The organism is Marinobacter alexandrii (genome assembly GCA_039984955.1).
Lineage (GTDB): Bacteria > Bacteroidota > Bacteroidia > Cytophagales > Cyclobacteriaceae > Ekhidna.
Map to the genome: position 1 here is coordinate 512,585 of JBDWTN010000007.1, position 13,217 is coordinate 525,801.

Sequence of the window (13,217 nt, forward strand, 5' to 3'; positions counted from 1 at the left end):
TTAAAACTTACTCTGCTTCATAAACTACTTCTCCAGCAATGATCGTCATCATTACGTTTAGATCTAGTATCTCATCCTCCGGAATTGTCATAATGTCTTGATCAAGAATTGTAAGATCCGCCCATTTACCTACTTCAATGCTACCCTTCCGATTTTCTCTGAAAGCAGCATATGCTGCGTCAAGTGTATAAGATTTAAGTGCCTGCTCACGAGTCATTTTTTCAGCAGGCTCATACCCTCCATCAGGACTCCCAGCCAAGGTTCTTCTACTTATCGAAGCATATAAACTTGCAAACGGTGTGATGGGCTCTACTGGAGCATCAGTTCCATTTACAATTTTTGCTCCTGACTGAAGTAATGTTTGCCACATATAAGCTCCCCACTCAATTCTTTGCTGACCTAGTCGATCAATAGCCCATGGCCTATCGGACGACATGTGGATTGCCTGCATTGATGGGATAACTCCCATTTCTGCAAATCTCGGGATGTCATCGGGATGAAAGTGCTGGGCATGTTCTATTCTAAATCGAGGCGCTTTGGAGGCGCTTTCCGGATAAAGACTGAACGCTCGTTCATAGATATCTAAAACCTCTCTATTTGCCCTATCACCAATGGCATGAATGCACACCTGAAATCCTGCTTTGTAAGCACGTTGAGTAACCCCTTCAATAGCATCCATTGGCATCACGTTATGCCCATGTACTCCAGGAGCATCAGCATACTCTTCTAAAAGCCACGCTCCTCGTGATCCAAGAGCTCCGTCTGCATAAAGTTTAACTGATCTTACAGTTAACTGATTATCATACAAATCCTCTTCAATGCCATTCTTGAAATATTCCTCTAATAGCTTTTCATCTCTTCCACTAAGCATCACGTACAAGCGTAGTTTCAAGTCCCCTTTTTCTGCGAATTCTTTGAAAAGGTCTATATGATTTTGACTAGAGCCTGCTTGATGAAAACCAGTTATACCATATTTAAAACATTGCTCAAGAGCAAGTTTCAGTGCTTGAGTATCGCTTTCCTTCGTTGCTTTTGGTATTGACTTGGTCACCAAACCCTGAGCTGTTTCATTGAATATTCCAGTAGGTTCCCCACTTATACTCATAAATATCTCCCCACCGTCCGGTTGAGAAGTACTCCCGTCTATACCAGCTACTTCCATTGCTTTTGCATTACCAAGCGCTGCGTGACCGCTGGCATGTTTTAGCCAAACAGGATGATTCGGCACGGCCTCACTCAACAAATCATGCATTGGAAACCCATTAGTCATTTCAGGTTTTTCTGTCCATTTATCCTGATGCCACCCTCTTCCTGTAATCCATGTTCCTTCAGGAGTATTAGACGCCCGTTCTGCCACCATATCAACAACTTCTTGATAACTCTTCGCTTCTCTCAAATCAACATTCAGAAGATTGTAACCCACCCCCATGATATGGGCATGTCCTTCAGTCAATCCTGGAATCATAGTCTGACCTTTTAAATCTACCATACGAGTTTCTTTCCCGACAAAAGCATCTACTTCTGACTTTGTACCAACATGTAAAAAGGTGTCTGCCTTGATAGCCACCGCCTCAACTTTGGGGCTGGCATCATCCATCGTATAAATTGGTCCATTAAAAAATATGGTATCAGCAGCTATATCTGGCTCAGAATCACCCACACAACTAACCAATGTTAATAGTAGGATTATATAAACGGTAAGGTATCTCATCATATCAATTTTATATTCGCGACTCAAAACTATAATTTCTAAAATTAGTGAATATGAAGAGTACCTTAATTTATTTCTACTTTATCCTATTTTTATCTACTGCAGCTTTTGCTCAAAATCCACAATCCACTGGTTCTAATTCACCAGGTGAGAATGAAGATAATTATCAAAATCAGGAATCGGAAGGGGGATCTATTGAGTCTCAATATTCAAATCTTGAAAAAAGGATTCAAATGAATAGTGAGAAAATTGAACCACTATATTTTATTGAGGAAGAGGTTATAGCTTATGGAGGTGGATATGAGAAAGTGACGAGAAAAGTAAAAAAGAATATTTATGAAGCTGGACAAATCTTACTTGATAGTCACAATGCTGCTTTGAATAATTTACCTAATCACGATCTAGATTCACGTATTGAAGTTTTAAGGGAAATAAATAAAGTTCAGGATCAGCTACTCTATTTCGCCACTGTAAAGAAAACCCGACCTACAGAGAAAAAACTTAAGAAGTTGGAAAGCCCTTCTGATATATCCATAATTTTCTTTCAGAAGGTTCAAAACTAATTTTGAATACACACAGATAAAGCATTAAATTTGCGCTCCGTTCCAAAATGGAGCACCTTGACTCGTTCAGGGGATGTTTAACAGAAAAAGCTTATCAGTGCTGACTCCAACTGATAAAGTGTACCATTCGGGAGTCATTTTTTATTATGGCAAAGAAAGAAGAAACTATCAAAGAGGTGCAGGCTAAATCTGAAGAAAAATCAACAGGAAAAGCACCTGCTAAAAAGACCACTACTAAAGCGGCGACAAAGAAAGAAGAGGTAAAGGAAGAGAAAAAAGCTGCTAAACCTGCTGCTAAGAAAGAAACCAAAGTAGAGAAAAAGGAAACTCCTAAAAAGGAGGAAAAAGAAGAAAAGGTTGAGGCAAAAGTAGAGGAGCCTAAAGCACAGAAGAAATCTGAAAAGAAAGAGGAGCCCAAAGCGGAGAAAGAAGTAGAAACCGAAAAACCTGCCAAAAAGTATGTAGAACCTGAAATCGAGCCTGCAGGATCATTCGATTTTGATGATGATGGTTTTGACGATGAATATTCAGAGGCAGATCGTAAAGCTATGGAACAGCTTTATGAAGGAACTCTTACTGAAATTACAGAGAAGGAACTCATTGATGGAACTGTTGTCGGCGTAACTGACAGAGAAGTCATTGTAAATATCGGATTCAAATCTGATGGTTTGGTATCCCTCTCTGAATTTAGAGATATGCCTGACCTAAAGGCAGGAGACGAAGTGCAGGTATATATAGAAGAACAAGAAAACGCGAATGGCCAACTTGTTCTTTCAAGAAGAAAAGCAAAGATTGTTAAGGCTTGGGAATCTATCCAAGGTGCCCTTGACAATGATGAAGTAATTGAAGGTTTCGTCAAGAGAAGAACAAAAGGTGGATTGATAGTGGATGTATATGGCGTAGAAGCCTTCCTTCCTGGATCTCAAATTGACGTAAAGCCTATTAGAGATTTTGACATCTTCGTAGGTAAATCTATGGAAGTGAAAGTTGTGAAAATCAACTACACTAATGATAACGTGGTGGTTTCTCATAAGGTACTTATTGAGAAAGATCTAGAACAACAAAAAGCCGAAATCCTGAACAACCTTGAAAAAGGTCAGGTACTAGAAGGTGTGATCAAGAACATGACCAACTTTGGTGTATTCATCGATCTTGGAGGTGTAGATGGTCTACTTCATATTACGGATATTAGTTGGGGACGAATCAATCATCCAGAGGAAGTTCTTTCACTAGATGAAAAAGTGAATGTTGTAGTGTTAGATTTCGACGACAACAAGCAAAGAATTTCATTGGGCATGAAACAACTCACGGATCACCCTTGGGATTCACTTGATAAAGATATTGATGTAGGATCTAATGTGAAAGGTAAGATTGTAAACGTAGCTGATTACGGAGCATTCCTTGAAATCATCCCGGGAGTTGAAGGTCTGATTCACGTTTCAGAGATGTCATGGTCTCAACACCTGCGAAACCCATCAGATTTCATCAATGTTGGTGACGAAATAGAAGCTGTAGTATTAACGATCGACAGGGACGAAAGAAAAATGTCCGTTGGTATCAAACAGCTTACTGAAGATCCATGGACTAAGCAAGATGTGCTTACTAACTACGCTATCGGAACAGAGCATAAGGGAACTGTTCGTAACCTTACAAACTTTGGACTATTCATTGAGCTTGAAGAAGGAATTGATGGTTTAGTGCATGTCTCTGATTTATCTTGGACTAAGAAAATCAAGCACCCATCAGAGTTTGTGAAAGTTGGTGACGAGCTAGAAGTGAAAGTAATGGAGCTTGATATTGAGAATAGAAGATTAGCTCTTAGCCATAAACATCTAGAAGAGAATCCTTGGGATACATTCGAAACTGTATTTACAAAAGGATCTAGTCATAAGTGTACAGTAACTAATGTTTCTGACAAAACAGCAACAGTAGAGCTTCCTTACGGACTTGAAGGTCAGGTATTGCCTAAGAACCTCAAGAAAGAGGATGGAACAATGGCTTCTGAAGGAGAAACTTTAGAATTCAAAGTACTTGAGTTCTCGAAAGATGATAAGAGAATAGTTCTTTCACATACTTCAGTTTGGGATAAAGATGCAGAACAACCTAAGGCAGTTTCTAAGAAGCCTGCTGCTGGTGGCAAAAAAGGTAACACGCTAGATAAAATCAACAAGGAAGTTGAAAAGTCAACACTTGGTGACCTAGATGCTCTTTCTGCATTGAAAGACAAAATGGAAGATGCCGGGAAAGAGCCTGCAAAAAAGGCTCCTAAGGCAAAAGCTAAGAAAGAAGAAGAAAAGTAATCATTTCAAAACGAGTTGTTCGCTTTGTTAGCGGATGACTCGTTTTTTAATACTTTTACTCAATAATTAAATTTTGGCGCTATGGCCGAGCGGCTAGGCAGAGGTCTGCAAAACCTTTTACAGCGGTTCGAATCCGCTTAGCGCCTCTTTAAAAAAGCGACTTTATGTCGCTTTTTTTATTGACAAAAATTGCGGATGCGAACTGGAGGTAAAACCATAGGCCCGCAAGCTGAGTCGTATGGTGTGTGTATGAATAATCCGCTAGCGCCTCATTCTCAGCGATCCTGTAAGGTCGCTTTTTTTGTACGAGCAGAGATCACCCAATCAAAATGAGGAAATAGAGCTGAGGAAATCAAAGGACCTTTGACTCAGTGAACAAATCATATCCAGCAACTAAAACATCATTAACATTCCTTTTATCAGTATATTTTTCAAACTCCTTTCTCTCCGTTAGGTATACTGGCCTATAGTCCTTCTCCATTTCATCCCACAGAATCACGAGATAATTATACCTAATCTTACTCTCACGTCCATATATCAACCATTCATCAAATTGGTTCTCATCTAGTGTGACTGGAAAATTTAGATTTTCAAACATTGTGATTTTATTATATTTTCAACATAAGAAAACCCGTCTGGATGATCCAGACGGGTTTTCTTTTAATGATTTTTGTTTAAAATCACATAGCTCCTGCTACGTTTCCATATCGATCTACCAATACTGGATCACCAGGGCCATTTACTCTTAGCTGATCAAACTGAGTCGCTTTGTCACCAACAATTACAAAGATGTAGTTACTAAGGTCGAAATACTCACTAACTGTACTTTGAATGCTTTCTATTGTAGCTTCAGTCACTACTTTTTGCTCATTATTGATGTAATCTAAAGGTAAATTATAGGTACTTATATTCTGTAAGATTCCCAAAAGATTATTCAGTGTCTCAAAGTTTCTTGCATTCTCCTTGATCATAGCTGTTTGTGTCTTTTCCAAATCGTCAGTTGTGTATGTATCTCCGTAAGTTCCAATCACCTCTTTAAAGGTATCAAGTGCATCCTTTGTCGTAGAAGATTTTACACTTGAAAAAGCGGTGAAGGTGCCAGGAGCCATTGCGCTTCTACCAGGAAACGAATACGCTCCGTACGTAAATTGCTTTTCTTCTCTCAAAATCTGGAAAAGACGACCTGATGATCCATCACCCAGGCGATCATTTGCTACCATAATTTCATTGTAAGCAGGATCGTCCGCATCAACAGTTAAACGAGACATACGAATTACAGATTGCTTAGCTTCAGGTACATCAACAAAATATACTTGAGGCGTAGATGGTAAGGATGGTACTTCATAAGACGGCATAGCAACTTCTTTCTGTTCCCATCCATCTTTCAATCTACCTAAAGCATTGATAGCTCTAGCTTGGCTAACATTACCAGCAATATGAAAATTTGTCACATTTGGAGCAAAATTCGAAGCATAAAATGCTTTCAAATCATCAATGCTTATATTCTTTACATGATCTTCATAACCAACAGAGGGATGACTTAAAATGTGATTTTCGCCATAGAGTTTCTTGTTCATCACTACAGTCGCAATAGAATTAGGGTTAGTCTCTCTTTGTTTGATTGACTGAAGTGTTTGATTGATGATTCGATCAAACTCTTTTTCATCCCACCTCGGCTCTAAAATAATTTCCTGAACAAGTTCCATTGTAGCTTCAAAATTTCTTGTCAAGCAATTTCCAGAAACCTGAATAAATTCATTCGTTGTAAACATATTCAGATTAGCTCCAAGCTGCCCTATCGCATCTTCTAACTCTTCAGGAGTTTTATTAGCCGTTCCTTCCATCATGATATCAGTCATTAAATTAGCCACCCCTACTTTTTCGGGATTATCTAAATAATGACCACCCATAATTCTCATGGAAAAATTAACAAGCGGTAACTCATTTGCCTCTACACCATAAATAGCGATTCCATTAGACGTTTCATCTGTCCAAATAGTCGGAGGAGTCACCAATGGCTTATCTCCGAATGACGGCTCTGCCGATCTATCAAATGAAGACTCGGTCTTTACAATTGTAAAGTCGCCTTCTTCCTCAATTACTTCGCTTTGTCCAAAATCGTTGATCCCTTCCTCTTTTATATCGGCAGCAACTGCACCTTCTACTGCTAAGTCACCTCCTCCTATAGGAACAAAATTGGTAACAATCTTATCTTGATCTAAGATATATTTTCTAAATACCCTCATCACATCATCTTTCGTTACAGCTTTTATGTTGGCTATATCTTTCTCAATGAAGCTTGGATCACCCGCGTACTCATTGTATAACGCTAATTGAAAGGCTTTTCCTAGCACACTACTAATTTCATTGTAAAAGCTTGTTTCTAATCCCGCTTTAATACGTTCTAAATCCTTTACGTCAAAACCTTCTTTATCAAATTTGTTCAGTGCTTCATTTAAAACCGTTCTTACAGAATCTAAATCAGTTCCTCCATTTGCTCTTACTCTGATTGTAAACGTCCCGGCAAGCTCATTCGAACTATTGTAAGATGATACGTCTGGTGCAACCTTCGTCTCCTCGACTACTGCTTTATACAATGCTGCTCTTTTTCCATCTGAAAGAATCTGGCCTAAAGCATCTAATGCCCATTGATCAGGGTGATATTGCTCTACCGTAGGATACGTCATCCTAATCTCAGGTAGCTGCGCAAAATTATCTTCATAATAAAATGTTTTAGTCTCAGTCAACTTCACTGGTTGTGGATCCATTGGCTTGTCCACGCCTCTAGATGGAATTTCACCGAAATATTTCGCTATCATTTCTTTTACCTCATCCTTCTTGATGTCTCCGGCAATTACCAGAGTAGCATTGTTTGGCCCGTACCATTGTTCGTAGAATTCTTTCACATCATCCAAAGTAGCTCCTTGAAGGTCTTCTAATTCCCCTATAACCGTCCAGTTATATGGATGTCCTTCCGGATAGAGTGCTTTCAAAATCACGCTTTGCGTATGGCCGTATGGTTGATTATCTACTCTTTGTCTTTTTTCATTTTGTACTACAGGCTTTTCACCTTCAAGGCTTGCCAACGAAACCGCATTTATGAAAAAGCCCATTCTATCCGATTCCATCCACAAAACTTTTTCAAGTGCATCTTTAGGTACTACCTCATAATAAATTGTTCCGTCGGTCCATGTACCCCCATTAAAAGTTCCTCCCCACTCATCAATATTTTTAAAAAAGCCTCCGTCAGGTACATTTTCTGAACGCTGAAAAAGCATGTGCTCAAAAAAGTGTGCAAATCCCGTTCTGCCAGGCTTTTCCCTGTTAGAACCTACATGTACCAGAATAGAAACAGCAACAATTGGATCTGAATCATCTTGATGTAGTATTACATCAAGTCCATTATCGAGTGTGTATTTTTCATACTCTACAGATAGGTCATCACCTGATTTTTCTGAAGGTGACGTGCAAGAAGTTATTATAACTCCAAGCGTCACAATACCAATAGATATTTTTTTGAATAGTTTCATTATAGAATTTGAAAATTGTTGAACATGCTATTTAATCAAAGATTAATGCCGATGGAAACAATTATCATATAAAAGGTTAATACTTTATATAAGTTATTGATTGAATTTGAATTGATTACTCCAAAAAGAGGTTATACTTTTGCACACTTAAATTTCAAACCAAAGATCAATCATGTCTACTAAAATCGGTATTAATGGATTTGGGCGAATAGGAAGATTAAGCTTCCGCTCACTTCTCGAGAAAAACAATGTGGAGGTTGCTGCTATCAACGACCTAACGGACACACACACCTTAGCGCATTTATTAAAGTATGATTCTAATCACGGGAGATTTCCTGGGACAGTTGAAGCAGACGACAAGCATTTGATTGTGAATGGAACGGCTATTCCTGTTTATGCTGAAAGAGATCCTGAAAATCTACCTTGGAGTGATCTTGGAGTTGAAATAGTACTAGAGTCAACAGGATTTTTCCTCGACGAGGCTGGTGCTGGTAAACATCTAAAAGCTGGAGCCAAAAAAGTAGTGATTTCAGCACCTGCTAAAGGTGGGATTCCAACGGTCGTACTAGGTGTCAACGAAGAAATTCTTACTGGAGATGAGACGATACTATCGAATGCTTCATGTACGACAAACTGCCTAGCACCAATGGCTAAGGTGTTGGACGACAACTTTGGCATTGAAAAAGGATATATCACCACAGTTCATGCATATACCTCTGATCAAAAATTACAAGATGCTCCTCATAAAGATTTAAGAAGAGCAAGAGCTGGGGCTGTCTCTATTATACCTACTTCCACAGGAGCTGCCAAAGCAGTTGGCTTAGTGCTACCTCATTTGAATGGTAAATTGGATGGAATAGCCATGAGAGTTCCCACTCCTACAGGCTCATTAACTGACCTTACTTGTGTTTTAAACAAAGAAGTAACGGCTGAAGAAATTAATGCAGCGATGAAAGCCGCGGCTGAAGGTCCTATGAAAGGTATCTTGGAGTACACTGAAGATCCCATCGTATCAATAGATATCGTAGGAAACCCTCACTCTAACATCTTTGATTCAAAATTAACTTCGGCAAGTGGAACACTTGTGAAAGTTGTAGGATGGTACGATAATGAAGCAGGTTACTCAAGTAGGGCCGCTGACTTGATCGCTAAGCTTGCTTAAGAGTTGAACTCATATAATCAATAAAAAAGGGACTCGATTGAGTCCCTTTTTTATTTAGGAAACTGTTTAATCCTTTTGAATTTTCTTATGGCTACCCTCTCACTATCTAAAAGTGTCATTTGAAAGCCTTCTTCTAAAAATTCAACAGACCAAAAGGTTCGACTTCCGCCACCATAAGGAATCAATTCTATTTCTAACTTATGTGCATGAACGTTATACACGCCATATTTTTTTCCACTTTTCGTTCCTGCAACAAACTTCCCGTCCCATCGAATAAACAAGTAGTCACTATCTGTTACTTTTTCTTTGAAAAGATCATCATTCCCCTTTAAATCATCCAACTTCCATAGCCCCAATAATTGATCTCGAGTAGTTGCAGGAAGCTTATCCGTTCTCTCTACAGAAACAACCACTTTATCTCCCTCCTCATCTCTATACCATTTCATTGAATGATCATCGAATTCAACCCTAAAAGCACCAAATGGATCAATGATTCCATTAGAAGTAGTAATTAGTAACTCATTTAATTTCTGATCAAAAGACCATTCCCCATATGAATGCTGAAGCCATCCATTGCCAGATTCTTGCGTAGAATCATCATTAAATCTTGTCCATTTTGCATCAGGCGTCATCACCTCATTCCCAACTTCTACTTTACTTATTATCCAAAGTCCAGCAATACTTTCAGCGTCTTGACCCAAAAGATTAATGGATGAAATGGATAAGATTAAAACGAATAGGTTTTTCATATTTCTTCTTTGATTAAAATTTTCAAAATATCATCGCCGGTTTTTAACTCATTTATCTGATCTCCTATATTTCCAAGCAAGGATATAATCCACTCACCTCCGTTATAGATGATCAACAGGCTTCTATACCCGTCTGTTGAACCTCCATGAATCACATAATTGCCTGGAACATCTAGCTTACCCATACGATAGTCCCCTTCTCCATCAAAGACTACCCAGCCATATCCATAAGAAATAGTAGGATTTAAGTTTCCAATATGATTCCTTAAAATCCAATTATTAGATTCATTTGAAATCAAAGTAGGATTGCTGTTCTCGATACCCCATTTAACCAAATCTTCTGATGTTGAGAATATTCTTCTCCCTAAAGAGTAATCAATAAAAGGGCTTTCGAGAAAAATGCCTTCTTTATAGTCATAAGCTTCTGCTAATAGAGGATAGGTGTGATAATTGTCTACTGGAGTAAACGTGCTGACTAGCCCCAAAGGCTTGCAAATCATAGAGTCCAAAGCTTCAGAAAAATGTTTCCTTTCAGTTATTTCTATAATTATAGCTAACAAGTGATAAGCGAAGTTGCTGTAATAAAACTGTGCACCGGGTACTCCTATAGGTTTTAATCGACTGATGAAGTCTACATAATCTTTATTATTAAAGTGAAGTCGCTTAAAGCCTTCAAATTGATTCTTCTTTAATTTTTCATCTATAGCATCATAGTCAGGAAGTCCTGATGTGTGCGTCAGCATCTGATGAATAGTGATTTGATCAGCATACTCGCCCGAATAGGTTAAATGGGTTGACAAAGTATCTGTCAATTTAAGTTTCCCTTGCTCTACCAACTGCATAATCATTACAGCAACAAACGACTTATTGAGTGAAGCTATATCGAAACGCGTTTCATTACTGATTGGAATACTCCAAGATCTGTCTGCTAAACCGAACGATTTGGAATAAATGACCCCTGATTTATTTCCAATAGTGAATGAAGCATCAAAATGACCTTCCCTATTCATGTCTACTAAAAGAGATTCAACCTCTTGCAATCGACTGTTTTGGAATGAGCAACCACTCACACTCAAGACGAGTGCTAGTGCGGAATAAATTTTTAATCCCAATTTCATGCTTCAAAGCTAGAAGTTAGAACTGGGCGATACGATACCTAATTACAATTTTGTGGCGAAATTCTCTTCTGAGTGGTGATTTAGTCTATCCTCAATTTGCTGAATGTAACTATTAGACACTGGAACAGTCTCTCCTTGCTCAAAATAGATTTTAACACTTCTAGATTTTTGTTCAACTCTATGTATCGTCAAGGGATTAACTAAATAAGACCGATGTACACGCATCAAATTAGGATAGCTTTTCTCAAGGTCTGACAATCGTCTTCTAATAATCGAAGTTTCTATGCTACCGTTTGATCGATAGACTATACTTACATAGTTATCCTCTGCTTTCACAAACATTAATTGATTTGACTTAATAGCAATACGTTCCTTTCCATTTGTTGATGTAAACACCTGTAAATCAATTGCTTTAGAAGCATTCTTTTCCAAAGACACCATCAAATAGTAAATAGCAAATGGAACAATCATCACTGAAGTAAATTCTCCGATAAGCAGAAAATAGGATTGCCAATAACTCTCAGTAAAATTCCAGAAATAATTAAAGAGTAAGTAGGTAACTGATCCAGCAGAAATTATTTCCCACGTGTTCCAACAGAAATAGCGAACAAAACTATTTATTCGTAAATAGTGAATAATGAAAAGTTCATTTAAAGCGAAAGCAGATGAAACTCCGAGTGAGAAAAAAAAGGTTCGTTCTATAAGTGAATGTCCTGAAAAGGATACTCCTTGGTCAATTCCAAATGCTTCATAAAGAAATAAAACGATACCTAAGAATAAACCAGAGCTTACTATGAGTGTGGCTTTAGCTCTGGCAGAAGCCTTCATTTATGCAATATTTGTGTAAACCGCTTGCACATCATCATCATCTTCAATCTTGTCAAGCATTTTTTCAATTTCTTCAAGTTCATCATCGGTAAACTCAACTGGACTGGTCGCTATTCTTTTTAGCGTTCCCCTTTTTACTTCAATATTCAGGTCTTCAAGAGCCTTTGACATGTCTCCAAAGTTGGTATAATCCGAATAGGCATAGATGATTCCTTCATTCTCCTCGATCTCTTCCAGTCCTCCATCTATTAATGATAACTCCAACTCTTCTATATCCATCTCTTCTGTTTTCTCGAACTCGAAAACAGATTTTCTTGAAAACATGAATTCCAATGATCCAGACGGAGCAAATCCTCCTCCTGCTTTGTTAAAGTAAGATTTTACGTTCGCGACAGTTCTAGTTGTATTGTCTGTTGCGCATTCTACAAATACTAAAACGCCATGAGGCCCTTTGCCCTCATAGGTTACCTCATTGATGTCATCACTATCCTTACCCGCAGCTCTCTTTATGGCATTCTCAATGTTATCCTTCGGCATATTCTCTGCCTTAGCATTCTGAATGGCTGTTCTGAGTTTCGCATTCATTTCAGGATCAGGTCCGCTCTCTTTAACTGCCACAGTAATGGCCTTAGCGAGTTTGGGAAAGACTTTACTCATCTTATCCCATCTTTTCTCTTTGGCTGCACGCCTATATTCAAATGCTCGTCCCATAAAATTCAAATTTAAAGAAGCTACAAATTAAGCTGATGGGCATTTTAAAATCAACAAACAGGAAGGTTGAATATGGAGAAAACTTAATCTTCTACTAAATCTTTATGCTGTTCAAGCCATTCTAATCCTTTTTCGTTATCAGTGAAGAGATGTGTCGGTTTCTTGGGCTTGCTGACTGTAATAAAAAAGTTACCAATCATCTTAGTAACTGAAGAACTAACAATTAGAGCACTGGAAATAACGAGATCATTTCCTTCATTGGCCAGATAGTCACGAGCATCTTTTGAGGTAGATTTCACATTTCGAATATCAAAAAGAGTAGGATAAGATATACCCTCTTTAAATTCAATTCTATCTTTTACCATAAGTTTCGCGACATCAAGATCCAATAGATCAAGAGGTTTGTATATCAAGTGCGCTATTCCATCTTTAATAAACATGTCTGCATAATTAGTACTCAATTCCCGTTCCATCTTCATTCATTTTTGGTGTCTACGTGAAATACGTAATTGTCACATTAGGTATTTCCCTCTATATATCGGCTG

Annotated in this window: 11 protein-coding genes and 1 tRNA gene; 4 read left to right on the plus strand and 8 right to left on the minus strand. The window is 38.2% G+C overall.

Features of this window, described 5'->3' with window-relative positions; genetic code table 11:
* Nucleotides 1–7: 7 nt before the first annotated feature.
* Nucleotides 8–1,711: an amidohydrolase gene (locus ABJQ32_08680; protein ID MEP5289712.1), complete on the minus strand. Its 1,704-nt coding sequence runs from the start codon at nucleotides 1,709–1,711 to the stop codon at nucleotides 8–10.
* 53 nt (nucleotides 1,712–1,764) lie between these two features.
* Here ABJQ32_08680 and ABJQ32_08685 point away from each other — a divergent pair, with 53 nt between their 5' ends.
* The 3 genes from ABJQ32_08685 (at nucleotide 1,765) to ABJQ32_08695 (ending at nucleotide 4,720) form a co-directional block, all read left to right on the plus strand.
* Entirely contained in the window at nucleotides 1,765–2,274 is a 510-nt protein-coding gene (locus ABJQ32_08685) for a hypothetical protein (GenBank protein MEP5289713.1), read from the plus strand.
* Nucleotides 2,275–2,420: 146 nt separating this feature from the next.
* The gene (gene rpsA / locus ABJQ32_08690; GenBank protein ID MEP5289714.1) at nucleotides 2,421–4,574 is read left to right on the plus strand and encodes a 30S ribosomal protein S1; all 2,154 of its coding nucleotides are present in this window, start codon (nucleotides 2,421–2,423) and stop codon (nucleotides 4,572–4,574) included.
* Between the two features lie 75 nt (nucleotides 4,575–4,649).
* A tRNA-Cys gene (locus ABJQ32_08695) sits at nucleotides 4,650–4,720 on the plus strand.
* 206 nt (nucleotides 4,721–4,926) lie between these two features.
* Here ABJQ32_08695 and ABJQ32_08700 read toward each other — a convergent pair.
* Complete coding sequence (locus ABJQ32_08700) at nucleotides 4,927–5,172, minus strand: hypothetical protein (protein MEP5289715.1); 246 nt, start codon at nucleotides 5,170–5,172, stop codon at nucleotides 4,927–4,929.
* A gap of 82 nt (nucleotides 5,173–5,254) precedes the next feature.
* Entirely contained in the window at nucleotides 5,255–8,104 is a 2,850-nt protein-coding gene (locus ABJQ32_08705; protein MEP5289716.1) for a pitrilysin family protein, read from the minus strand.
* A 172-nt stretch (nucleotides 8,105–8,276) separates the two neighbouring features.
* On the opposite strand from ABJQ32_08705, the gene gap reads away from it, so the two are divergent.
* Nucleotides 8,277–9,266, plus strand: coding sequence for a type I glyceraldehyde-3-phosphate dehydrogenase (gene gap / locus ABJQ32_08710; GenBank protein ID MEP5289717.1), 990 nt, complete (start codon nucleotides 8,277–8,279; stop codon nucleotides 9,264–9,266).
* A gap of 50 nt (nucleotides 9,267–9,316) precedes the next feature.
* Here the strand turns inward: gap and ABJQ32_08715 are convergent, their stop codons facing one another.
* The 5 genes from ABJQ32_08715 to ABJQ32_08735 form a co-directional block, all read right to left on the minus strand.
* Nucleotides 9,317–10,015, minus strand: a complete 699-nt coding sequence (locus ABJQ32_08715; GenBank protein ID MEP5289718.1) for a hypothetical protein — start codon at nucleotides 10,013–10,015, stop codon at nucleotides 9,317–9,319.
* Nucleotides 10,012–11,133 (minus strand): serine hydrolase domain-containing protein, encoded by a 1,122-nt coding sequence (locus tag ABJQ32_08720; protein ID MEP5289719.1) that lies wholly within the window; start codon nucleotides 11,131–11,133, stop codon nucleotides 10,012–10,014. The genes ABJQ32_08715 and ABJQ32_08720 overlap by 4 nt, the downstream gene beginning before the upstream one ends.
* A gap of 42 nt (nucleotides 11,134–11,175) precedes the next feature.
* Nucleotides 11,176–11,961, minus strand: coding sequence for a LytTR family DNA-binding domain-containing protein (locus tag ABJQ32_08725; protein ID MEP5289720.1), 786 nt, complete (start codon nucleotides 11,959–11,961; stop codon nucleotides 11,176–11,178).
* Nucleotides 11,962–12,672 (minus strand): YebC/PmpR family DNA-binding transcriptional regulator, encoded by a 711-nt coding sequence (locus ABJQ32_08730; GenBank protein MEP5289721.1) that lies wholly within the window; start codon nucleotides 12,670–12,672, stop codon nucleotides 11,962–11,964. It abuts the gene before it with no gap.
* 83 nt (nucleotides 12,673–12,755) lie between these two features.
* Nucleotides 12,756–13,145, minus strand: coding sequence for a hypothetical protein (locus ABJQ32_08735; protein MEP5289722.1), 390 nt, complete (start codon nucleotides 13,143–13,145; stop codon nucleotides 12,756–12,758).
* Nucleotides 13,146–13,217 lie beyond the last annotated feature (72 nt).

Bases quoted from the DNA above. Each gene is read 5' to 3' on its own strand.
- ABJQ32_08680 (MEP5289712.1), bottom strand. From the start codon at position 1,711: ATGAGATACCTTACCGTTTATATAATCCTACTATTAACATTGGTTAGT.
- ABJQ32_08685 (MEP5289713.1), top strand. From the start codon at position 1,765: ATGAAGAGTACCTTAATTTATTTCTACTTTATCCTATTTTTATCTACT.
- rpsA (MEP5289714.1), top strand. From the start codon at position 2,421: ATGGCAAAGAAAGAAGAAACTATCAAAGAGGTGCAGGCTAAATCTGAA.
- ABJQ32_08700 (MEP5289715.1), bottom strand. From the start codon at position 5,172: ATGTTTGAAAATCTAAATTTTCCAGTCACACTAGATGAGAACCAATTT.
- ABJQ32_08705 (MEP5289716.1), bottom strand. From the start codon at position 8,104: ATGAAACTATTCAAAAAAATATCTATTGGTATTGTGACGCTTGGAGTT.
- gap (MEP5289717.1), top strand. From the start codon at position 8,277: ATGTCTACTAAAATCGGTATTAATGGATTTGGGCGAATAGGAAGATTA.
- ABJQ32_08715 (MEP5289718.1), bottom strand. From the start codon at position 10,015: ATGAAAAACCTATTCGTTTTAATCTTATCCATTTCATCCATTAATCTT.
- ABJQ32_08720 (MEP5289719.1), bottom strand. From the start codon at position 11,133: ATGAAATTGGGATTAAAAATTTATTCCGCACTAGCACTCGTCTTGAGT.
- ABJQ32_08725 (MEP5289720.1), bottom strand. From the start codon at position 11,961: ATGAAGGCTTCTGCCAGAGCTAAAGCCACACTCATAGTAAGCTCTGGT.
- ABJQ32_08730 (MEP5289721.1), bottom strand. From the start codon at position 12,672: ATGGGACGAGCATTTGAATATAGGCGTGCAGCCAAAGAGAAAAGATGG.
- ABJQ32_08735 (MEP5289722.1), bottom strand. From the start codon at position 13,145: ATGGAACGGGAATTGAGTACTAATTATGCAGACATGTTTATTAAAGAT.